We start from the raw sequence: 20,130 nt of genomic DNA, 5'->3' as shown, positions 1-20,130 counted from the left end.
GGCGGTTCGACCCCGCCCCTGGCCACATAGCCTTTCGCCGGGCTACAGCAACGCCGACCAGCGGAAACGCCGGTCGGCGTTGTGCTTTGTGCCCCGTAGGCCAGGCTGTCCGGCCTGACCCTCGTTGACCCCGGAATCCCGCTGCTGGCCGCCCCTTGTCGCACGTAGATCGCACGGCCACTCGCCATCCCGGCTGGCCGGGAGAGCATCACCGACCGCTGCCTTGCAAAGATCAAGACTGCTGTCGGCCGGCGTCAGTGACCGCCGTTGACCTGCCCGCCGTGTCGTCTCGCGTCGACCCCGGGCCGTCTCCGTCGGCCGGCTTGGCTGTACGGATGGCTGTACAGCCACCTTCTAATCCGTAGATTCCCAAGACCACTCCGCAGCCGTTCGGCAACGTCCGCGTCGCCCTGTGGCCGCGCCCTCGGCAACTGAATCGGTACGGGCTCGTCCGGCTACGTTCGCCCCCCGTGGCTCCCAACCGTGGCTCCCAAGCCGGGCCCTCAAGTGGCGCCTCTAGGGTGTGTCTCAAAGTCAGCTGCCCTACTGCGCGACCTACGGCCCTCGCCTGGCAGCCCGGCCAGGCGAGGGCCTGAAATCACTTCGCCCCTGCTCGCATCGCCCGGTACGGTCCGCGAGAGTGTTCTCACTGCAGGGAGCCCATGAGATGCGCGTGCGGCCACCCCGGCAGTTCCCATGCTGAGAGTAGGTTTCGTCAATGGCATGCCGTATCGGTGAGCTCGTGCTCAAGTGCCGCGACCCCGAGGTGCTGGCGCGGTTCTGGTGCGAGGTCCTGGACTTCATAGAGCTCGATCGCGAAGCGGAGGTCTACATCGAGATAGGCCCGCGCGAAGGGTTCGGCGGCCCGCAGCCGACGATCTTCCTCATCCGCAACGACGAGCCGAAGAACGGGCATGCCCGGCTGCACATCGACGTCAACCCCACCGACCGCGATCAGGACGCCGAGCTCGAGCGCCTCCTGGCCGCCGGGGCCAAACCCGTCGACATCGGTCAGCCTGCGGATGCGTCCTGGCACGTCCTCGCCGATCCCGAAGGCAACGAGTTCTGCCTGCTCAAGCGCCGCCTCGCCCCACTCTGACGGCCCTCGTCGGCAACGAGGGCTGTAGCCGTTCAAGCGGATCTCCTCGTCGGGCAGTCGTAGACCGTCCAGCCTCCCGGGACGGGGACAAGGTGGAGCGCCCTACGTCCGAACGACCTTGGCCCCGTCCCGGGAGGCTGGTAGCCCTTGTGGTGCCCGACGAGGTGATCCGCGGCTGGTCTCTGAGGAGGGCCGGGGTTCGGGGCGGAGCCCCGAGGTGTTCCAAGGTCCGTCGTCCCTCAAGGTGGCCGGCCGGCCCGGCCGATGCCGGCCGGAGGTCGCCAGCAGGCCGGGGCCGGGCCGGCGCGGCCCGCTTTGCGGGCCGCCTTGATCTGATAGAGCGCAATTCGGCAACGTCATCCGGTGAGCTGCGCTAGGCGCTCGTGCACCTGATTGGCAGTTTCATCCGGAGAGACGGCAGATGTATCGATCGCTAGGTCCCCGGCGCGACCCTGACTGACCTGATGAAGCGACTCGGGCACTCGTCCATGGCGGCGGCCCGCCGGTACTTGCACGCCGTTGACGGCCGCGACCGGAAGATTGCCAAGGCCCTGTCCGAGCTGGCCGCGCACGGTGATGTCGCGCGACTGCCCCGGCACATCACCATGCGCGGCTAGCGGGGGAGCAGCGCCACCGATCCCGCCGCAGTCAGTAGAAGCAACAGGAACACCGCGATCAGGGCAACTCCAACTGGATAGGGCATGGGGATGAGGAACGTTGCCCCAAAAGCGACCAGGCCCGCACCGCTCATGGCCTGGGCGCAGCCCATACGCACGGGCTGGGCCCGCTGGCTCGGCGTCGGGCGTACCAGCCGAATCCAGGCTGCGGGAAACCGTCGTGACACAGCCACACGCACGCCGAGCACAACCCAGGCGAGGCCGAGGACCACGGCCGCAAGGCTCAAAGCGATCAAGACCAGGTCACCGTCATCCAGACTCATGCGCCCATCATCGAAGGCACGTCAAGGCCGCAATCGCCCGACAGATCGCACGACGGTCTCGGGTGGCACTCTGACCTGCGGAAATGCAGGTGCCTGAAAATCGGCAGGTCGGCGGTTCGACCCCGCCCCTGGCCACATAGCCTTTCGCCGGGCTACTAGAGCGCCGACCAGCGGAAACGCCGGTCGGCGCTCTTGCTTTGCGCCCCGGCAGTCCGTCTGTCTGGTCTGACCCTCGCTATCTCCTTGGCCAGGTAGGTGGTTACCGACTCCTACGGGAGCGGCTTGACCCACCGTGACCACTCGGCCTGCCGCTCGTAGCCGCATGCTTGCCAAGCAGGGTGTGCCGCGGCGTTGTCGTCAAGCACCATGGCGTCGACCCGGATCCCGCCCAGTCGGTGGAACCGTTCCTCGGCTGCCTTGACCAGCAGGCGACCAATGCCCTGCCGACGCCGCTCGGGTGCTACTGCCAGCCGGTAAATGTGACAACGCCAGCCGTCCCACCCGGCGATGACCGTGCCAATCAGCGCTGAGTCGTCCACGGCGAGGAGGAGAGCCTCAGGATCACGTTCGAGAAGCACCTCGAGCGCCTGCGCACTGTCCGGCGGGCGGTGCGCACCCTCGGCAGCGGTCTGCCAGAACTCGAGTACGGCGGCGATGTCGGCGACAGTCGCCGAGCGCATGGTCCAGACGGGCACCGACAAGACGATAGCGAAGCCGGCCGCCGGCGGGTGACGGCCGGCGGCGCTGTTGTGCCGCCGCCGGCCGGGTGTTCAGGAGGTCAGTTCTCGACGTCCACCGTCGGCGGGTTGTCGTTGGTGTTCTTCGATACGAGTACGAGGTCATACGTGTACAGCGCGCCCGGAGCGATCCACGACCACGAGCCACGCGGCTTCATCACGCGCATCTCCTTGGCCAGGGCCTGCCCGGTGTCCGGGTTGATGATCAGACGCACCTCGAAGCGGCCGTTCCCGGGGCTGTCCTGCGCGAACGCAACCGCCTGTCCGGGCCGACCACGCATGTCGTGAACAACTCCCAGCCCGCGCACTCCGGGCACCGTGGCGAGCATGCGGTATGCGGCGGCGCGGACCTCGTTGCTGACCGGCAGGTCGATCACCAAGCTGGCGGCGACGGTGAACAGCCACTGGTCGCGGTCGGTGGGCATGTCGCCACCTCCCCCGTGAAAGCGGCTGAGCAGTGCGGCGCGGAGAGCGGCCGGGTCGGTCGGCAGCGCATCGAGTTGTGCCTGCGACACGTTTCGGTCGCCGAGGGCGAAGAGGTGTGCCGGGTCCACCCTTTCGCGGTAGACCTTGCCCGGGGCGATCTGCAGGTCGTACGGCTTCGGCTTGGTGATCCTGACAACGGTCGGGGAACCGTTGCGGCGCCAGGCAGCCTCGTCGCTCGGTGTGGCGGGCGCGGCGCCGAGCGGCTGCGAACTTGCCCAACTGCTGTCGGCGCTGGAGCGGGCCAGCCAATAATGGCCACCGGTCTTGTGGAACATGGTGTACGTGCCGTCGGCGGCCTCGACTGGCACCGCGTGGCCGCTCTCCGTTTGGATGGTCAGATAACGCCCGCCGGTCTGCGGGGCGTTGTCGCTGCGTTCGGCTGCCACGAGCAACAACCGCCTGGAGTCCATCGGCGCCTGCGTGGCGGGCGACACGACGTCGGGTGCGGCGTCGGGTCCATTGCGCGGAGCGGCGCCTGGTCCGGGCACGGCCACCACGACGGCGGTGACGGCCGCCGCGGCCACTCCCATCGTCCCAAGCACAGCCAGCCGTACCCGCCCAGGCCTGCGGGGCCGGTCGAGCGCGGCCTGCCCTCCGGCCGCCCGAACGTTGGCCAAGATGCCGGCAACGGCCTGTGCGGTGTGCTCGCCCCGGTTCGGCGGTGGGTCCAGTCGTGCCGGCCGGGCCTTGGCAAGCAGGTTCATGACATCTGGTGATCGGCTCATCGGATCGACTCCTTCGGGACGAGCGTGGCGGCGGGTCGAGGCAATTCCAGTTCGGTGGCGACAGCCATGGCGTCTTTCAAGTGACGCCGGGCGCGATGCAGGCGCACGTAGTACGTCGCTGTAGAGCAGCCGAGGACCCGAGCTGCGTGACTTGGCGTCAGCCCATGCCAGGCCACCAGCGTCAACAATTCGCGGTCGCCGTCGGACAATTGAGCCAGAGCAGTGAGCACCGCGGCCCGCTCGGCGACGCCGTCTGCCACGTCGGCGACGGACAGCTCCTCGTCGGTGATCCACGCGCGCATCTCGGCAGCGATGGCCTGCTGCCGTTCCTCTGCGCGGTATCGCTCACCTACAACATTGCGGGCGACGGCAAGCAGCCACGGTAGCGGCGTTGCCCTCGGCAGCTCCGTCAACCGCCGCCACGCCACCAGGAACGTTTCGGCCACGACCTCATCGGCCGGCTCGCGACCGGCGCGCGCGACGGCATACGCGTACACCTGCCGGTGGTGCGCCTGGTACACAGCGTTGAAATGATCGTCCGGGGGTTCTGGCACTGGCTTCGGCCCTTCCGGTCAGAGTTTCTCCGTCACCAGTAAATGTCTCGGGCACGCCGCTTCTTACATCGGTCACCGTTTTCGACACGGTCACCCTGCGGGAGGTGGGCATCGGACCATGTCCTATGGGCCTTCTCAGAACGGGGCTCAACCGGCGAGCGCAACCTGTCGGTCCACTTGCGTAGTACGCCATGCTTGACAGTGACCGCCGGGCTGCTCAGCTGACGGCAGTGCCGAACCACCTCGGCAGCTGGCTGAGGAGATCCGCCTGGTCTTCGCCGGCCCAGGCCACGTGACCGTCCGGCCGCAGCAGCACGGCGGGCACATCCAGTTCCTCGCTGCCGTCGACGACGTGGTCGATATCCGGTCGGCCCACCCGGTGACCGAGAGTCGACCGGTTCGGTCGAGGAGCAGCCCGCGACCGGTGTGCAGCAGCTCGTAGAGGCGGCCCCGCTGCAAGCCGATGTCGCGCACCCGCCTGCCGAGCAGTTCATGCCCGGCGCCGAAGTCGTAGCGCACGACCGCCCCGGAGCGGGCGGTTGGTGGCTAATCCCGTCGCAGGACGAACCATCCCGCCGCGGCGGCGGCAAGGAGCATCCCCACCGCGAGCAGAGCGGTGCCGAGCACGAAAGGCGTAGGGATCAGAAACGGAGCCTGCTGGATCAGCAGACTCGCCCCAACCAGCGCCACGCCGCCGCCGATGCGGACGGGCTGGGATGGCTGGCTCTTCGTCGGACGCCCGAAGCGGAGCCAGGCCCGGGGAAACCGTCGCGACAGGGCGACGCGCACGCCGAGTACGAGCGCGAAGAGGCTGACGACCACGATCACCAGGCGGCCGGCCACCAACAGCGGGTCCGTGTCACTCGGGTTCATGCGGCCATCATTGACGCGGTGTCAAGGTCGCCGTTGGGAGCCGGCCGTCCCGGCTTCCCGCCCCTGTTGGCATGGCTTGCAGATCGATCGCTGAATTTGGCTATCATCACGCTATGGCGATTGATTGCGCTACCGGGCTGGCTCCGGCGGTGGCGTTGTTCCGGTCTCTCGGCGACCCGACCCGGCTGGCCATCCTGCGCCGCATCGCGACCGGGGAGGCTCGGGTGGTGGACCTGACCAGCGAGCTGAGGTTGGCGCAGTCGACGGTGTCGAAGCACCTGGCGTGTCTTCGTGACTGCGGGCTGATCGACTATCGGGCCGAGGGCCGCCAGTCGTTCTACGCCCTGACGCGGCCGGAGCTCCTGGACCTGCTGCGCTCGGCCGAACAGGTCCTCGCCGCGACCGGCGAGGCGGTCGCCCTGTGCCCGACCTACGGGACGTCGGCCGAGCCCCCGGCGGAGGTGAGCGCGTGAGCGCCTCGCTGCTGACCCCCGAGCGTCGGGCGGTGCTGTCCCGGCGCAGCCTCTGGCTGGCCTACGCCACCGCCGGCTACAACCTGCTGGAGGGCCTGGTCGCCATCGCCGCCGGCGCGGCCGCCTCGTCGACGGCGCTGATCGGCTTCGGCTTGGACTCGTTCGTCGAGGTGTCAAGCGCGGCCGTGCTGATCTGGCAGTTCCGCGCTCGGGTGCCCGAGGATCGGGAACGCCTGGCGCTGCGGCTCATCGGCGCGTCGTTCTTCGCCCTCGCGGCCTGGGTGACCTTCGACGCCGTCCGCTCGCTGCTGGCCGGCGGCGACGCCGACGCCAGCCCGGTGGGGATCGGCCTCGCCGTGGCGTCGCTGCTCGTGATGCCGCTCCTCGTGGCGGCCAAGCGGCGCACCGGGCGGGAACTCGGCTCGGCAACGGTCATGGCCGACTCGACACAGACCATGCTGTGCACGTACCTCTCCGCGGTGTTGCTCGTCGGTCTGGTTCTCAACGCCGCCTGGGGCTGGTCGTGGGCCGACCCGATCGCCGCGCTCGTCATCGCCGCAGTCGCGGTCAAGGAAGGCGTCGAAGCCTGGCGGGGTGAACACTGCGACGACTGCGCACCCCTGCCTGCCGTCGACGCCGCCGGCGGGTCCCCGGGCTGCGCCGATGGCTGCTGCACCGACCGGAGGACGTGACGCGACCGTCGTCGAGCGCCAGACCGATGATTCCTCTTGCATTCCTGTGAACAGCCGCAGCAACACCGGCGCGAATTCTCGCTCTACGGCATCTGGTCGTACTGCTGCTGGTGGCTGCGGGCTGGGTAGCGATTGGCGGTGGGTCGCGTAAATCAAGGCCACAGGAAGGCGACGATCGATCAGACGGATCGTCGGTCCAGCCTGTGCCACTTGGAAGGCGGGCTGACCTACGAACGACTGGCGCGGCTGGGCTTCCGTCGATGGTGGATGCCGCCGGCTGCTCTGGCGGCGGAGGTGTCGGCCGCCGCCGTGACGGTTCCCACCGACGCTCCCCGTCGACCCGGACGGGCTGGAGTGGCCGGCTCGCCGCCGGCCGACTGACGTGGAGCCGGATCAGCGGAAGCGCGGACGGAGCCGAGGCGCGCGGTCTCGCGTCAGCGGTCCCGACGCTGCTGCCCCTGGCGTCGCTGCGCCATGCCGCCCTGGATCGCCTCCCAGACGCTCCGACCGGCCTGCCGTAGCGTCTCGCCCGCCTGCCCGGCGAGTTGGGACGCCTGCGCGGCTCCGCCCTGCTGCCGCCCACCCTGGGCGCCTTCAGCCCCGCCCGGAGCGTGCTCGCCGGGCTTCTCTTCGCCTCGCCCGCCGCCCTCGGCCTCGCCGCGCGACTCGCGGTCGCCCGCAGTCGTACCCCGGTCGGCGGGTCGGCCCCCCTCGGCTCCCGTCCGGCCGGACGGCGGCGGGCCCAGCGGCGGCTCCGGCGGCGACCCCGCCGGCAACGGACCGGCCGGCGACTCCGGGCGAGGACCCACGGGCCGCTCCGGTGCGGTCGGCGCCGGTTGGCCAGCAGTCTGTCCGGCCGGCTGGCCCTCGGGGCCCGCCGGTTTCCCACCGGGGCCTGCGCCGGCCGCCGCGCCGCCCTGCTGACCAGCCTGACCCGCCTGAGGTCCGGCCTCAGCACCCTGCCGCCCCGGCTGCCCGCCCTGCTGCCCGGCCTCAGCTGCCTGACCGACCTGCCCGCCGGCCTGCATCCCCTGCTGCGCCACCTGCCCGACCTGGCCGACCTGGGGCTCGACCACCTGGCGGACCTGGCCCACCTGCTGGCCGGCCTCGTTGACGACCGGCGTGGTCACGTTGGCGACCCGGTCGGCCACCCGGTTGACGTCGTTCAGCGTGAGGTTCGCGCTGTTGGCCAGCGCGGCGATGATCTGTGGGTTGCGGTCGATGGTGCTCAACGCCCGGTCCAGGATCTCCAGCACCTTCTCCAGCCGGACCTTCAGCACCGCCTCCGCGCGGACACCCTCGATGTCCAGCTCCACCTGTTCCAGGTGCACCCGCACGCCGGCGTCGAGCTGGAGCAGGTTGGCCAGCCGGGCGCGCAGCGACAGATCCGCGTCGAGCCCGTCCACCGCCAGCCGGAGCGAGTCGACGGACAGCCCGGGGACGTCCAGCAGGACGTCCGGCTCGACCTTCGGACCCCCGCCGGTCCGGTCCGGTCCGCGCGCCGCCGTCCCGCTCTCGCTCATGCTTCCCGCTCCCTCACCCGAGGCCCGGCCGTCGGGCCACGTCAGGCACGGTTACCCGGTTTCCCGATGGCCATCCGTGGCGGGTCCGACACGGTGGGTTCCGAACGAGTGTCCGAAACGGGGCAGTACGCGAAGCTGCACAGCGAGGCATGAGCCGGTATGGTCCGGGCCTATGGGACAGGAGATGGCGGACGTCCGGCAGGACGTCGAGCGGTACGCACTCCGCAGCACCCTCCTCGCCCCAGCCACGGCAGAGGAGGCGTTCGCGGTGTTCACTGGGGCGCTGGCCGACTGGTGGGTCCGCGAATACACCTGGTCGGGGCCGGAGGCGCTGGCCGAGCTGGGGATCCAGCCGAAGGCCGGCGGCATGCTCTACGAGATCGGCCCGTACGGCTTCCGCAGCGACTGGGGCCGGGTGCTCACCTGGGATCCGCCGAAGCGGCTCGTCTTCACCTGGCAGATCGGCCCCGACCGGGTGCCGGTGCCAGATCCGGCGCGGGCCAGCGAGGTGGAGGTGCTGTTCCTGCCCGACGGGTCGGGGCAGACCAAGATCGAGGTGGAGCACCGGCACTTCGACCGGCACGGCGCGGCCGCCGAGGGCTACCGGGAGGCGCTCACCGCCGGCTGGCACGAGCTGCTCAGCCGCTACCTGGACACCCTCACCCGATACGACGCCGAGTCGAACTGAGCCACCCGACCGTGCGCCCACCGGCGGCGGCCGGGCCGACGAAGGCCGATCCGCGCGGCTGCCGAGCAACGGCGACACGAGCGGCAGGCCGGGACCAGGCCGAGCCCGTGAAGGGGCCGGCGCGGCTCAGCGCGCGATCCCCCGGCCGCCCGCGCCGTCGACCACCCCGCGACCGCCGAGGTCCGCCCGGCGGCCCGCCTCGGCTCCGGCGCCGAAGCCGGTGCCGGCCAGCCGGCGGACCGGGGCGGTACGCAGCCTCGGGTAGACCTCGGTCACCCGGCGCGCCACCCGGTCCGACCGGTCCGCGAGGACCAGCGCGACCGACGGGCCGTCCCGTTCGGCCACCGCGCCCGCCTCGGCGGCCCGCAGCCGCTCCCCGACCACCCGGGCGAATCCGGCCAGCCAGGAGCGGCGGAAGGCGGCCGGATGCTCGCCGGCCGGCACGGCCGTCCCGGACAGCCCGTGCGCGGCCTGCACCAGCAGCGAGGTGAAGAGCAGGTCGACCCGTTCCAGGTCGCTGGCGAAGCCGAACAGGTGCAGGGCGAAGCCGTCGCCCCGGGCCTGGCGTACGCAGCGGCAGCGCAGCGGGTCGGCGACGGCGGCGAGCAGCCCGGCCTTGTCCCGGGCGTACGGGGCGACGACGTCGACCACCCGGTCGCCGACCGGGTCGGTGGCCGGGTCGCGGGCGGCCAGCAGCGCCCGGTCGACGCCGTACCGGGCGATCAGCTCGGTGGCCTTGGCGGTGAAGGCCGCCGACTCGGCGGGCGTACAGGCCGGGTCCTCGGCCTTGGCCAGCAACTTGCGCACCTTGCTCAGCATCGCCTCGGACATGTCACCAGAGCTATCACATCGGCGGGATGGTCCACTGCGGACGAACCGCCGGTACCATCACCACGCTCGGCACCCTGTCCGCAACGCAGGGTGCACCCCCATCCCTGGAGGCAACCGCATGGCATCCCCGGTCGCCCGCCTGGCGGCAACCACGGCGGCGCTGTCGCTGCTCGCCCTCGGCTCCCCCGCACAGGCCGCCCCCGAGACCAACCTGTTCGAGTCGTACGCCACCTGCTACGGCGGCGCGGTCCGCTCGTACTTCCAGACCGGCGGCTGGGGCGGCGACGCCGGCCCGTACCGCACCAGCACCCGGTGCAAGGACATCAACGTCCGCAACGCCAGCGAGTTCGGCGTCGAGGCGTGCGTGATCTTCGTGGACAAGACGGACAAGTGCAACTACCGGACGTACCTGCCGTCGAAGTCGGGCTTCATCACCGTGGCGACGAACGTGCGGGACGGGGTCCGGTTCCAGGTCCGCTTCGAGACGCTGCGCTACGAGTACGAGCCGCTGGTGGCGTACCACGCGTACTGAGGGAGGCCGGCGCGGCGCCCGAACCGGGCGCCGCGCCGTCAACCGGCCCGACTGCGCAGGGTGGCCACGGTCGAGCCGGCGAGGGTGAGCAGACAGTCCGGCAGCAGGCCGTCGGCGGCCGCCGCCCCGAACAGGGCCTCGCCGGTGTCCGCGTCGTGGTTGGCGTACGCGCTGACGAAGCGGGCCACCCAGCGGGTGTCGTAACCGGCCTCGTCGATGCCGGGGAAGTCCAGCGCGCAGGCGCCGGGCGGCGGCGGGTCACCGACCATGGTGGCGGCCAGGCACCAGGCCACCCCGTACGCCCCGGCGAGCCCGGACCGGTCGACCACGGCGTCGAACGTTCCCACCACCGCGTCACCGTCCCCGGCCAGCGCCGAACGGAGCACGGCGGTCGCGTCGTCGAGCGTCTGGTCAGGTACTTCGGTCACCTGCCGCACAGTAGGAGGGCGGGTCAAGCGGTGACCCGGAACAGCCCGTTGATCACGGAGCGTATCCGTGACGGATGGCCGACGCCTACCGGTGGCATCCACGCTCCCACCCGCCGCCCCGGCGCGCTATGGTGCCCAGCGGAACTCCCCAAAGGTAAGGACGACCATGCTCGTAACACGCGGCCCGCGCGCTGCCATCCTGGCGGCGGGTGCGGCGTTCCTGCTCGTCACCAGCGCCTGCGGGACGACCGACAAGCCCGAAGACACGGCCACCCAACAGGTGCGTCTGTACGGCACCGACGGCAACATGCTGAACTCCTTCGCCGGCGAGCTGAAGGAGCGCGCCGACCTGGTCGACGGCATGAAGGGCACGACCCCGCTGACGCCGCTGACGGACGACTTCAAGGACCGGCTACTGGCGGTCGACCCCAAGCTGACCGACTTCCTCTACTCCGCCGAGGCGTACGACGCGGTGATGATCAGCGCGTTGGCGGCGCAGCTCGCCGGCAGTACCGACCCGGCGGACATCGCCAAGCAGATAGTCGGCGTGACCACCAACGGTCAGCGCTGCTCGGACGCCGAGACCTGCCTGACCCTGGCCCGCGACGGACAGGACGTGGAATACCGCGGCCCGTCGCTGACCCGGGCCGGCTTCACGGACGAGGGAGAGCCGGCCACCGCCAGCTACGCGACGCTGCACTTCGACGCCCAGAAGATCAACGACGCGAAGACCGAGTTCGTCGGCGCGGGCTTCGAGACGGCGGCGAGCACCAAGGCCCCGCCGAAGCCCAAGAAGCAGCGCGGCGGCAAGAACGACCGCAGCGACGGCTCCCCGCTGATCCTCGGCGGCCTGCTGCCGAAGACCGGTGACCTGGCCCTGGCCAACCCGCCGATCGCGGCGGGCGCGGCGCTGGCGGTCAAGGAGATCAACGCCGCCGGCGGCGTGTTGGGCGAGCCGATGGTCTGGATCGACGGCGACGACGGCACCAGCCCGACCGTCGCCAAGGCCACGGTCGCCTCGCACATCCGCAACAAGGTGCAGGTCATCATCGGTGCCGGCGGGTCCGGCATCTCCAGCTCGGTGCTGCCGGACGTGGTCGCCGCCGGCCTGATCCTGTTCTCCCCGTCGAACACCGACTCGGGGCTGAGCAAGGCCGACGACAAGGGCCTCTACTTCCGCACCGCCCCGCCGGACAGCCTCCAGGGCCGGGCGCTGGCCGACGTGATACTGCGCGACGGTCCGCACAAGATCGTCGTGGTGGCCCGTAAGGACTCCTACGGTGAGGGTCTCCAGGAGACCGTCCGCGTCGAGCTGGAGCGGGCCGGCTTCGGCAGCGACCGGGTGAAGCTGCTGACCTACGAGCCGCCGCCGGACGGCCAGGGCGCCGACGGCGTCGACTTCGTCGGCACCGCGAAGGAGATCAAGAGCTACGCCCCGGAGGCGGTGCTGGTCATCGGCTTCGCCGAGTCCGCCGGGCTGATCCGGGCGTTGGACGACGCGGACGTGCCCATCCGGCACTGAGCACCGACGACGACGGCCGCACCGGGACATCCGGTGCGGCCGTCGCGCGTACGGGGTGGGTCAGCGGGAGCGGCGCCGCTCCAGAAACTCGGTCATCCGCCGCCGCTTCTCCTCGTCCTCGAAGAGCACCGCCTGGCTGACCAGGTCGAGGTGGGGGTGCGCGGCCGGCGGCGCGTCCACCGCCAGCTTGGTCAGCCGCAGCGCCAGCGCCGAGCCCTTCGCCATCTCGTCGATCAGGTCGTGCGCGCTCGGCAGCAGCTCGGCCGGTTCGGTCACCACCCGGTTGACCAGGCCGATCCGCAGCGCCTCCTCGGCGTCCACCCGCCGGCCGGTGAAGAGCAGCTCCTTGGCCCGGGCCTCGCCGACCAGCGCGGGCAGCCGGTAGGTCGCGCCGGCGCCGGCCAGGATGCCCAGCCGCACCTCGGGCTGGCCGAAGACCGCCCGGGCCGTGCAGACCCGCAGATCGCACGCGTACGCCAGCTCGGCGCCACCGCCCAGCGCCGGCCCGTCCACCGCGGCCACGCTCGGCATCGGCAGGGCCCGGATCCGGGCGAAGGCCGCCTGGTTGATCGCGGCGAGCGCGTCGGTCCGGCCGCGCTCGCGCAGCTGGCCGATGTCCGCCCCGCCGGCGAAGATGCCCTCGGTGCCGCCGGTGAGCAGCAGCAGCCGGGGCCGGGCCTCCAGCTCGGCGCAGACCTCGTGCAGTTCGCCGATCAGGTCGGCGTCGATCGCGTTGCGCTTCTCGGGCCGGTCCAGCGTCACCACCAGCCGGTCCGGCAGCTCCTCGATCCGCAGCCCGCTCACCGGCCCGCCCCTTCCCCGTCGGCCTTCCGGCCGTCCACCCAGCGGTAGAAGCCCTGGCCGGACTTCTTGCCGAGCTTCCCGGCGGCGACCATCTCCACCAGCAGCGGCGGCGGCGCGAAGCGTTCGCCGTAGGCGGCCTGGAGGGTGCGCGCGATGTCGAGCCGGACGTCCAGTCCGACCAGGTCGGTGAGTTCCAGCGGGCCGACCGGGTGCCGGTAGCCGAGCACCATCGCCTTGTCGATGTCGGCGGGGCTGGCCACCTCGTCGGCGACCATCCGGATCGCCTCCAGGCCGAGGGTGACCCCGAGCCGGGAGGTGGCGAAGCCGGGCATGTCGCGTACGACGACGGGGTCCTTGCCGAGCCGGCCGGCGAGCGCGACGGCCGCCTCGGTGGTCTCCCGGGCGGTTGCCGGGCCTACCACGACCTCCAGCAGGGCCATCGCCCAGACCGGGTTGAAGAAGTGCAGTCCGAGGAAGCGCTCCGGCCGCTCCAGCGGGTCGGCCAGCTCGGCGATCGGGATGCTGGAGGTGTTGCTGCCCAGCAGCACCGGGCGCAGCCCCTCGGCCTCGCGCAGCACGGCGCGCTTCAGGTCGAGCCGCTCGGGCACCGCCTCCACGACGACGTCCGGCTCCGGCGCGACCTCAGCCAGCGCCGCGCGCAGGGTCACCCGGGCCCGGTGCTCGGCGGCCTGGTCGGCGCCCAGCTTCCCGCGTTGCACGGCCCGGTCCCACAGCTCACCGAGGCGCGCGGCCGCCGCCTCCGACCGGCCCCGGTCCACCTCGACCAGTTCGACGGCGTGTCCGGCACCGGCGGCGACGTAGGCGATCCCGAGCCCCATCGTGCCGGCACCGACGACGACAAAACGACCACTCATGACGCTCCCTCGCTGCACGCGGCGACGCGCCGGGGTCTCCGTAGCGCCCTGCCGCCCGCTCCTGGGTGCGACCCTATGCAGCAGTGCCCCGGGCGGCATGCGTGGGGGACCGCCGGACCGGGTACAGACGGCCCTCAACGTCAAGGGAAGGACGTAGCGCATGAGCCAGGCACCGGAGACCGTGGACGGCACCGGCACCAGCGAGGGTGGGGAGACCGTGGAGACGCGCGGCGACGAGCGCGTCGACCTGCTCCGCGCCGACACCAACAACGACGGGAAGACCGACGTGTGGGTGGTGGACACCGACGGTGACGGCAAGGCCGACCTGTTCCAGTTCGACACCGACGGTGACGGCAAGGTCGACATCACGATGGTCGACATCGACGAGGACGGCACCCCGGACGAGGTGGTCGACGGCGACGGCGGGCTCCCGCCGGAGCAGCTGCCCCCGACCGTGCAGGTCTAGGCCCGCGCCGGGGCCCCGGACCGGGGTCCCGGCAGCGCGCTCAGCCCGCCAGCCGCAGGGTGGCCAGATAGTACGGGGCGTCCCGGTCGTCCACGTCGGTCAGCCGCCAGGCGGTGTCCCGGACCAGCTCGGCCAGCTCCTCGGCCGAGCAGACGAGGTAGTCGAACCATTCCGTGCCCAGCTCGCGGTAACGCAGCCGCAGCCGCAACTGGCCGCCGAACCGGCCGCGCCGCCGGTTGAGCTCGTGGTAGCCGGTGTGCACCGGGTCCTTCGTGCCGTACGGGTCGGTGCCGTGCGCGATGACCTGTGCACCGGAGGCGGCCATCGCGGCGAGCGCGGCCAGGAACGCCGCCGCCCGGTGCCGCCCCTCGATCAGCCCCAGGTTGTTGCCGAGCAGCAGGAACGTGTCGTACCGCCGGCCGTCGGCGGCATGCTCGTCGACCGTGCCGAGGACGAGGTCGCGCACCCCCCGGTGCCGGCACACCCGCAGCGCGCCCGCCGAGGTGTCCAGTCCGGTCACCGGTACGCCGCGCTCCTGGAGCAGCAGCGCGATCCGCCCGCCCCCGACACCGATGTCGAGCGTCGCGCCCCGGACCCGGTCCACGGCCCGGTGGTCGTACGGCTGCCAGTCCTGCGGCCCGTCGAGGTAGTGCGCGGCGGGCGCGCCGTTGATCAGCCCGTCCTCCCGTTCGATGATCTCGATGACCGGCCGGGGCAGCCGCCCGCCCACCAGCGGCCGGGGACCGATCCCGGTGTGCACGGCGTACGCGTCGCGCAGCATCTCGCCGAACACGTCGCCGATCCTCGGTTCCCCGGTCACGGGGTTCACGCTATCCGTGCGGCCGGACCCTGTCGCGGTCGTATCCTGGGCGGCGTGACCGACCTGGACCGCCTGGCGGCGGAGAAGTACGTCCTGCTGACGACGTTCCGCAAGGACGGTCGGGCGGTGCCGACCCCGGTCTGGGCGGTGCGCGACGGCGACACGCTGGCGGTCTGGACGGCCGCGGACTCGGGCAAGGTGAAGCGGATCCGGCGCGACGGCACGGTGACGGTGGCCCCCTGCGACGTGCGGGGCCGCCCGCGCGGTACGGCGGTCCCCGGGCAGGCCGTGCTCTGCTCCCCCGAGGAGACCAACCGGGTCCGCGACCTCATCAAGCGGAAGTACCGGCTGCTGGGCCGGCTCAGCCTGCTGGGCAGCCGGCTGCGCCGGGGCGAGCGGGGCACGATCGGGATCCGGATCACCGTCCAGGAGTGAGCGTCGGAGCCCGGACATGGTTCAGGGGCGGTGGATCGTCGCTGTCGCGACGTCCGCCCGCCCCTGAGACCGGAACGCTTCTCGGTGTCGGTAGGTCAGTCTCCCTGACGCTGCTGCGGGATCTGCCCCTGAAGCAGGGCCCGAACCTCCGACTCACGGTACCGACGGTGGCCGCCCAGGGTCCGGATCGCGCTGAGCTTTCCCGCCTTGGCCCACCGGGTCACCGTCTTCGGGTCGACACGGAACATCGACGCCACCTCGGCCGGCGTGAGTAGCGGCTCTGGTTCGTGCGTTCGCGATGCCATCGGTCACTCCTCCACGTGTATAGACATCGGCCGGGGTCCCGCCGGCCGACGCGTCTCCCATGGTCCGGCTAGTCCCCGATGTCCGACATGGGCCGAACGGCCGAAGGTCCCTAGACGGACGGATGAACCATGCCCGATTTATCTGACTTTTACACGGCAGAAAGTACCTTATTCGGACTCATGATCACGGTTCGTGATGCGTCAACTACGAGATTGCCTCGTATCTGACGGCATCGCTGGGTGGATTCGTGGTCAGTTGCACCGCTCGAGCAGCTGCACCGCACGCCAGCGGGCCACCAGCCGGTCGTACGCCGCGGAGGCCTCCTCCGCCTCGCCCCGGGCGAGCCCGGCCAGGCCGGCGGCGACCAGCTCCGTCGAGTCGTCCGCGGTCAGCGTCTCGTCGGAGAGCAGCTGCACCAGGCCGCCGTAGTCCAGCTCCACCACCGAGCGCGGATGGAACTCCTCCAGCCAGCGGGCGGCCTCCTCGACCGCCTCGGTGATGGGTGCCTCCCCGACCGACTTACGCAGCACCGACAAGGCCCGGGACGACCGGCGGCGGGCCTTGGAGATCTCGGTGCGGTAGCGCATCGCCCGCCGCCCGGGGTGGGTGACCAGGTCCCGCTCCGCCGGCTCGAAGAGCACGAACCACCGCAGCGGCACGCCCCAGGTGGCGATCTGCTCGTGCAGCCGCGGGACCCCGTGTTCGAGCACCCGCGCCCCGCTGCGCCAGTCGTCGACCACCGCCTTGGCCTGACCCGCCAGCACGGGCGGGACGAACGCGTCGGCGAGCACCGACGGCACCCCGTCCCGCGCGCTGAGCGCCGCCTCGGCCACCCGGATCCGCAGGTTCCACGGGCAGACCAGCAGCGTGTCGTCGGCCTCCAGGACGTACGCCTCGTCCGGCAGGTCGGGCAGTCGGGTCCAGCCCGCGCCGAGCGCCTCGATCACCGAGGTGCGCTGCCGTCCGGGGCCCTCCAGCGGGGCGACCGCCCGCCCCTCCCGCACGTAGCGCCGCCAGTACGACTGACGGTCCCGGTCGAAGGCGGTCAGCGGCTCGTAGACGCGCAGATAAGCAGCGAAGAGCGACGGCACGGCGCGATCCTCCCACGAGACGGGGCCCCAGCGCCGTCAGCGCCCGGCGGGCATGACGTGGACGCCGGTGCGGCGTGGACCGATATTAGGCTCAACAGCACCGGCAGCATCCCGCCGGCGTCCACCAGGTCCGCGTCCCACAAGGGCGCACACCGATACAGGAGCAAGCCATGGGCGTATTCGCGAGCACCGACGATCCGGGATCGACCGGTCACGAACAGGTCGTCTTCTGCCAGGACAAGCAGACCGGCCTCAAGGCGATCATCGGCATCTACTCGACCGCGCTGGGCCCCGCGCTCGGCGGCACCCGGTTCTACCCGTACGCCAGCGAGGAGGCGGCGCTGGCGGACGTGCTCGACCTGTCGCGCGGCATGGCGTACAAGAACGCCCTCGCCGGGCTGGACCTGGGCGGCGGCAAGGCGGTCATCTGGGGCGACCCGGAGCAGATCAAGAGCGAGGCGCTGCTGCGCGCGTACGGCCGGTTCGTCGAGTCCCTGGCCGGCCGCTACTACACCGCCTGCGACGTCGGCACCTACGTCGCCGACATGGACGTGATCGCCCGGGAGACGCGCTACGTCACCGGCCGCAGTGTGGAGCACGGCGGCGCCGGGGACTCCTCGATCCTCACCGCCTGGGGCGTGTTCCAGGGCATGCGCGCCGCCGCCGAGCACGTCTGGGGCGCGCCGACGCTGGCCGGCAAGCGGGTCGGCGTGGCCGGCCTGGGCAAGGTCGGCAAGTACCTCACCAAGCACCTGCTCGACGACGGCGCCGAGGTCGTGGCGACCGACGTCAACCCGAAGGCCCTGGAGTGGGTGCGCACCACCCACCCGCAGGTCGAGCTGGTCGACGACGCCTCCGCGCTCGTCGCCGCCGACATCGACGTGTACGCCCCCTGCGCGCTGGGCGGCGCCCTCAACGACGACACCGTGCCGGCGCTGCGCGCCAAGGTCGTCACCGGGGCGGCCAACAACCAGCTCGCCCACCCGGGCATCGAGAAGCTGCTCGCCGACCGGGGCATCCTCTACACCCCCGACTACGTGGTGAACGCCGGCGGCGTGATCCAGGTCGCCGACGAGATCGAGGGCTTCAACTTCGAGCGCGCCAAGCTGCGCGCCACGAAGATCTACGACACCACCCGGGAGATCCTGCAGCTCGCCGACGACGAGGGCGTGCCGCCGGCGGTGGCCGCCGACCGGCTGGCCGAGCGCCGGATGGCCGACGTGGGCCGGCTGCGCAGCATCCTCCTGCGCTGACGGCGGCCCCCGGGGTGCGGGCACCGCCCCGCGCCCCGGGGCAGCCCCGAGTAAGCTCCATTCGGGGAGTTCATCACGATCTGTCCGGTGTCACGGCCGGCCCCGGCATCCACTCCTTACCGGGTACACTCGGTAACGGCCGGATCGCTGCGACGCGCAGGGCCGGCTGACGGTAACCCGAGGTGCCGAACGGTGGCATCCCCATGTACCGTAAGAGCCACGAGAGATGCCTGACGTCATCGGGGCCCGCCTTCGGGCTGCCCCGCATTCTGTGCGAGGGGGTCGAGCCATGGGGCGCGGCCGTGCTAAGGCCAAGCAGACGAAGGTGGCCCGGGAGTTGAAGTACCACTCCCCGAACACCGACCTCACCGCCTTGCAGCGCGAACTGGCGGGTGCTGGTAAGTCTGAGCACAACTTCGACGACGACTACAAAGAGTATGTCGACGACGATGATGAGGATCACGCGGACGACGACCCGGATCCCTGGGTTCCTCCAACCCGCTGACCTCCGGTCGCATCTGAGCACGCGGTAACTCCCCGCGTGCTCACGCATGTGCCCGACAGAAGCGGCGCCACGACCGACGATCAGGGACCTCGCCCCGCCGGAACACTCTCCGGCCGGCCGGCAGGTCCCTGATCGCGGCCTGTTCAGCGCGGGCGGTTGTTCCAGTTGTAGAACGTCGGGATGTTCTCGAAGTGGTTCCACGCGCAGACCGCGCTGGCCCCGTCGGAACCCGACACCTCCGCCCGTGACCGACGCGCGGCCTCGGCCTCGTGGAGCAGGGCGGTAAGCCCCGGGGCGGCCTGCCGGACCCGGTCCACGACCGGATCGACGGCACCTCTCCCGACGTGCTCAGGCTGCCGGTGACTCGTGGTCTCGGGCATGCTCCAACACTCCCTCCAGTAGGCGGATCTTGCTGTTGCGGCAGTGCTCGGTCTCCGTACCGTCAAAACGCCCCAGCTCGAAGTAACGGTTGGCCGCGTGGCCGCCACCGCAGAAGCCGAAGTACGGGCAGGACGACCGGCACGCCTCGACCCCGGCCAGGAACTCGCCGACCCAGGGCGTGCCCGCCGCGCCGGCCAGGATCTCGGCCAGCGGGGTCGCCAGCACGTTGCCGCTGCTGAAGTCGCCGTAGCGGGGGTGGGTGAAGCCGGCCAGCTCGGGGGAGAGCACGGTCACCGACCCGTCGTGGCCGATCGTGGGGATCGGGTCGAGCTGCCGGGGCAGCAGGTCGTCGGCCGCGCCGTCCAGCACCGCCGCGGCGTAGCGCAACGACCACTCCACCTCCCGCAGGTGGATGCGGGGCGCCCGGCGCCAGGCCGCGACCAGCTCCGCCCAGAACGCGGTCACCGTCGCCGCGTCGTGCGCGTTGCGCCGGGTGTTGACCCCCTCGGTCTCCTCGATGTTGACGCCGAGCACGTCGCAGCCGAGGTCGAGGAAGTAGTCGTACAGCTCGGTGGCGTAGCCGGGGGCGGGCCGGCTCACCACGGCGAGCGCCGAGAACGGCAGGCCGTGCCGGCGCAGCGCCGCCACCCCGCGCACGATCCGGTCGTACGCCGGCTGCCCGGCCCGGGTCACCCGGTCGCCGTTGCGCTCCCGGGGGCCGTCCACGCTCACGCTCACCCGCACCCCGTGCTCGACGAAGAACGCGCACCAGGCGTCGTCGATCAGCGTGGCGTTGGTCTGGACGTGGTGCTCCACCTGCGGCCCGAACGGGGCCATCAGGGCGGCCAGGTGCTCCCGGCCGGTCGCGAGGGGCTCCCCGCCGTGCCACACCACCGAGAACCGCCCGGTGGCCGCCCACGGGTCGACAGCGGCGGCGACCGCCTCCGCGACCGCCACCGGCATCCGCCGGTCGACGGCGCGGAACGGCAGGTAGCAGTAGACGCAGTCCAGGTTGCACAGGGTCGTCGGCTGCATCACCACGTACGAGGGAACTCCGGCGATACCCCGCATTCCCGTCACGGGCTGTGCTC

25 protein-coding genes and 1 pseudogene are annotated in these 20,130 nt (G+C 71.6%); 10 read left to right on the top strand and 16 right to left on the bottom strand.

What is annotated here, in order from left to right; all coding sequences use genetic code 11:
• Positions 1-718: 718 nt before the first annotated feature.
• Positions 719-1,099, top strand: a complete 381-nt coding sequence (locus ACTWM8_RS01180; RefSeq protein WP_446212160.1) for a VOC family protein — start codon at positions 719-721, stop codon at positions 1,097-1,099.
• A gap of 613 nt (positions 1,100-1,712) precedes the next feature.
• Here the strand turns inward: ACTWM8_RS01180 and ACTWM8_RS01175 are convergent.
• From ACTWM8_RS01175 to ACTWM8_RS01150, 6 genes and pseudogenes are all read right to left on the bottom strand, one after another.
• Positions 1,713-2,039 (bottom strand): hypothetical protein, encoded by a 327-nt coding sequence (locus ACTWM8_RS01175; RefSeq protein WP_446212159.1) that lies wholly within the window; start codon positions 2,037-2,039, stop codon positions 1,713-1,715.
• Between the two features lie 269 nt (positions 2,040-2,308).
• Positions 2,309-2,734, bottom strand: coding sequence for a GNAT family N-acetyltransferase (locus tag ACTWM8_RS01170; RefSeq protein WP_446212158.1), 426 nt, complete (start codon positions 2,732-2,734; stop codon positions 2,309-2,311).
• Between the two features lie 83 nt (positions 2,735-2,817).
• On the bottom strand, positions 2,818-3,987 hold the full coding sequence (locus tag ACTWM8_RS01165; RefSeq protein WP_446212157.1) for a CU044_5270 family protein: 1,170 nt from the start codon (positions 3,985-3,987) through the stop codon (positions 2,818-2,820).
• Entirely contained in the window at positions 3,984-4,508 is a 525-nt protein-coding gene (locus ACTWM8_RS01160; protein WP_446212156.1) for an RNA polymerase sigma factor, read from the bottom strand. The genes ACTWM8_RS01165 and ACTWM8_RS01160 overlap by 4 nt, the downstream gene beginning before the upstream one ends.
• Positions 4,509-4,758: 250 nt before the next feature.
• A pseudogene (locus ACTWM8_RS01155) lies at positions 4,759-5,060 on the bottom strand (aromatic-ring hydroxylase C-terminal domain-containing protein); the annotation flags it as partial.
• Positions 5,061-5,087: 27 nt separating this feature from the next.
• Positions 5,088-5,414 carry a hypothetical protein gene (locus tag ACTWM8_RS01150; RefSeq protein ID WP_446212155.1) on the bottom strand — a complete coding sequence of 109 codons (327 nt, stop codon included), beginning with the start codon at positions 5,412-5,414 and terminating at the stop codon, positions 5,088-5,090.
• A 113-nt stretch (positions 5,415-5,527) separates the two neighbouring features.
• Between ACTWM8_RS01150 and ACTWM8_RS01145 the strand changes: the two genes are divergently transcribed.
• Positions 5,528-5,887, top strand: coding sequence for an ArsR/SmtB family transcription factor (locus ACTWM8_RS01145; protein WP_446212154.1), 360 nt, complete (start codon positions 5,528-5,530; stop codon positions 5,885-5,887).
• A complete protein-coding gene (locus tag ACTWM8_RS01140; RefSeq protein WP_446212153.1) occupies positions 5,884-6,579 on the top strand; it encodes a cation transporter in 696 nt (231 codons plus the stop codon). The genes ACTWM8_RS01145 and ACTWM8_RS01140 overlap by 4 nt, the downstream gene beginning before the upstream one ends.
• Before the next feature lie 434 nt (positions 6,580-7,013).
• Here the strand turns inward: ACTWM8_RS01140 and ACTWM8_RS01135 are convergent, their stop codons facing one another.
• Positions 7,014-8,102, bottom strand: a complete 1,089-nt coding sequence (locus tag ACTWM8_RS01135) for a hypothetical protein (protein WP_446212152.1) — start codon at positions 8,100-8,102, stop codon at positions 7,014-7,016.
• 172 nt (positions 8,103-8,274) lie between these two features.
• Here ACTWM8_RS01135 and ACTWM8_RS01130 point away from each other — a divergent pair, with 172 nt between their 5' ends.
• Positions 8,275-8,790, top strand: a complete 516-nt coding sequence (locus ACTWM8_RS01130; protein WP_446212151.1) for an SRPBCC family protein — start codon at positions 8,275-8,277, stop codon at positions 8,788-8,790.
• 126 nt (positions 8,791-8,916) lie between these two features.
• Here the strand turns inward: ACTWM8_RS01130 and ACTWM8_RS01125 are convergent, their stop codons facing one another.
• A complete protein-coding gene (locus ACTWM8_RS01125) occupies positions 8,917-9,621 on the bottom strand; it encodes a DUF2786 domain-containing protein (RefSeq protein ID WP_446212150.1) in 705 nt (234 codons plus the stop codon).
• Positions 9,622-9,739: 118 nt separating this feature from the next.
• Between ACTWM8_RS01125 and ACTWM8_RS01120 the strand changes: the two genes are divergently transcribed.
• Complete coding sequence (locus tag ACTWM8_RS01120) at positions 9,740-10,153, top strand: hypothetical protein (RefSeq protein ID WP_154940639.1); 414 nt, start codon at positions 9,740-9,742, stop codon at positions 10,151-10,153.
• A gap of 38 nt (positions 10,154-10,191) precedes the next feature.
• Here the strand turns inward: ACTWM8_RS01120 and ACTWM8_RS01115 are convergent, their stop codons facing one another.
• Positions 10,192-10,581 (bottom strand): hypothetical protein, encoded by a 390-nt coding sequence (locus ACTWM8_RS01115; RefSeq protein ID WP_154940641.1) that lies wholly within the window; start codon positions 10,579-10,581, stop codon positions 10,192-10,194.
• A 166-nt stretch (positions 10,582-10,747) separates the two neighbouring features.
• Between ACTWM8_RS01115 and ACTWM8_RS01110 the strand changes: the two genes are divergently transcribed.
• On the top strand, positions 10,748-12,103 hold the full coding sequence (locus ACTWM8_RS01110; protein WP_446212149.1) for an ABC transporter substrate-binding protein: 1,356 nt from the start codon (positions 10,748-10,750) through the stop codon (positions 12,101-12,103).
• Positions 12,104-12,163: 60 nt separating this feature from the next.
• Here the strand turns inward: ACTWM8_RS01110 and ACTWM8_RS01105 are convergent, their stop codons facing one another.
• Together ACTWM8_RS01105 and ACTWM8_RS01100 are read right to left on the bottom strand one after the other, a co-directional pair.
• Positions 12,164-12,907, bottom strand: coding sequence for an enoyl-CoA hydratase/isomerase family protein (locus ACTWM8_RS01105; protein WP_446212148.1), 744 nt, complete (start codon positions 12,905-12,907; stop codon positions 12,164-12,166).
• Complete coding sequence (locus tag ACTWM8_RS01100; RefSeq protein WP_446212147.1) at positions 12,904-13,782, bottom strand: 3-hydroxyacyl-CoA dehydrogenase family protein; 879 nt, start codon at positions 13,780-13,782, stop codon at positions 12,904-12,906. The genes ACTWM8_RS01105 and ACTWM8_RS01100 overlap by 4 nt, the downstream gene beginning before the upstream one ends.
• Before the next feature lie 160 nt (positions 13,783-13,942).
• Here ACTWM8_RS01100 and ACTWM8_RS01095 point away from each other — a divergent pair, with 160 nt between their 5' ends.
• Complete coding sequence (locus tag ACTWM8_RS01095) at positions 13,943-14,248, top strand: hypothetical protein (protein WP_154940649.1); 306 nt, start codon at positions 13,943-13,945, stop codon at positions 14,246-14,248.
• A 40-nt stretch (positions 14,249-14,288) separates the two neighbouring features.
• On the opposite strand, the gene ACTWM8_RS01090 is transcribed toward ACTWM8_RS01095, so the two are convergent.
• Positions 14,289-15,068: a class I SAM-dependent methyltransferase gene (locus ACTWM8_RS01090; RefSeq protein WP_446212146.1), complete on the bottom strand. Its 780-nt coding sequence runs from the start codon at positions 15,066-15,068 to the stop codon at positions 14,289-14,291.
• Positions 15,069-15,122: 54 nt separating this feature from the next.
• Between ACTWM8_RS01090 and ACTWM8_RS01085 the strand changes: the two genes are divergently transcribed.
• Complete coding sequence (locus ACTWM8_RS01085; protein ID WP_446212145.1) at positions 15,123-15,503, top strand: PPOX class F420-dependent oxidoreductase; 381 nt, start codon at positions 15,123-15,125, stop codon at positions 15,501-15,503.
• Positions 15,504-15,598: 95 nt separating this feature from the next.
• Here the strand turns inward: ACTWM8_RS01085 and ACTWM8_RS01080 are convergent, their stop codons facing one another.
• Together ACTWM8_RS01080 and ACTWM8_RS01075 are read right to left on the bottom strand one after the other, a co-directional pair.
• Positions 15,599-15,808, bottom strand: coding sequence for a BldC family transcriptional regulator (locus tag ACTWM8_RS01080; protein WP_007073996.1), 210 nt, complete (start codon positions 15,806-15,808; stop codon positions 15,599-15,601).
• A gap of 252 nt (positions 15,809-16,060) precedes the next feature.
• Positions 16,061-16,900, bottom strand: a complete 840-nt coding sequence (locus tag ACTWM8_RS01075) for a hypothetical protein (protein ID WP_446212144.1) — start codon at positions 16,898-16,900, stop codon at positions 16,061-16,063.
• Between the two features lie 170 nt (positions 16,901-17,070).
• Between ACTWM8_RS01075 and ACTWM8_RS01070 the strand changes: the two genes are divergently transcribed.
• Positions 17,071-18,153 carry a Glu/Leu/Phe/Val family dehydrogenase gene (locus ACTWM8_RS01070; RefSeq protein WP_154940658.1) on the top strand — a complete coding sequence of 361 codons (1,083 nt, stop codon included), beginning with the start codon at positions 17,071-17,073 and terminating at the stop codon, positions 18,151-18,153.
• Between the two features lie 289 nt (positions 18,154-18,442).
• Entirely contained in the window at positions 18,443-18,658 is a 216-nt protein-coding gene (locus ACTWM8_RS01065; protein ID WP_179802609.1) for a DUF3073 domain-containing protein, read from the top strand.
• Positions 18,659-18,801: 143 nt separating this feature from the next.
• Here ACTWM8_RS01065 and amcA read toward each other — a convergent pair whose 3' ends face one another.
• Together amcA and amcB are read right to left on the bottom strand one after the other, a co-directional pair.
• Positions 18,802-19,038 carry a multiple cyclophane-containing RiPP AmcA gene (amcA, locus tag ACTWM8_RS01060; RefSeq protein WP_154940662.1) on the bottom strand — a complete coding sequence of 79 codons (237 nt, stop codon included), beginning with the start codon at positions 19,036-19,038 and terminating at the stop codon, positions 18,802-18,804.
• Positions 19,007-20,110 carry a cyclophane-forming radical SAM peptide maturase AmcB gene (gene amcB / locus ACTWM8_RS01055; protein ID WP_446214435.1) on the bottom strand — a complete coding sequence of 368 codons (1,104 nt, stop codon included), beginning with the start codon at positions 20,108-20,110 and terminating at the stop codon, positions 19,007-19,009. The genes amcA and amcB overlap by 32 nt, the downstream gene beginning before the upstream one ends.
• Positions 20,111-20,130: the final 20 nt, after the last annotated feature.

The sequence above is a fragment of the Micromonospora sp. IBSANI012 genome, from assembly GCF_052814045.1.
Note: the sequence above shows the minus strand (reverse complement) of the source record. Positions and strands in the feature narration are given on the sequence as shown.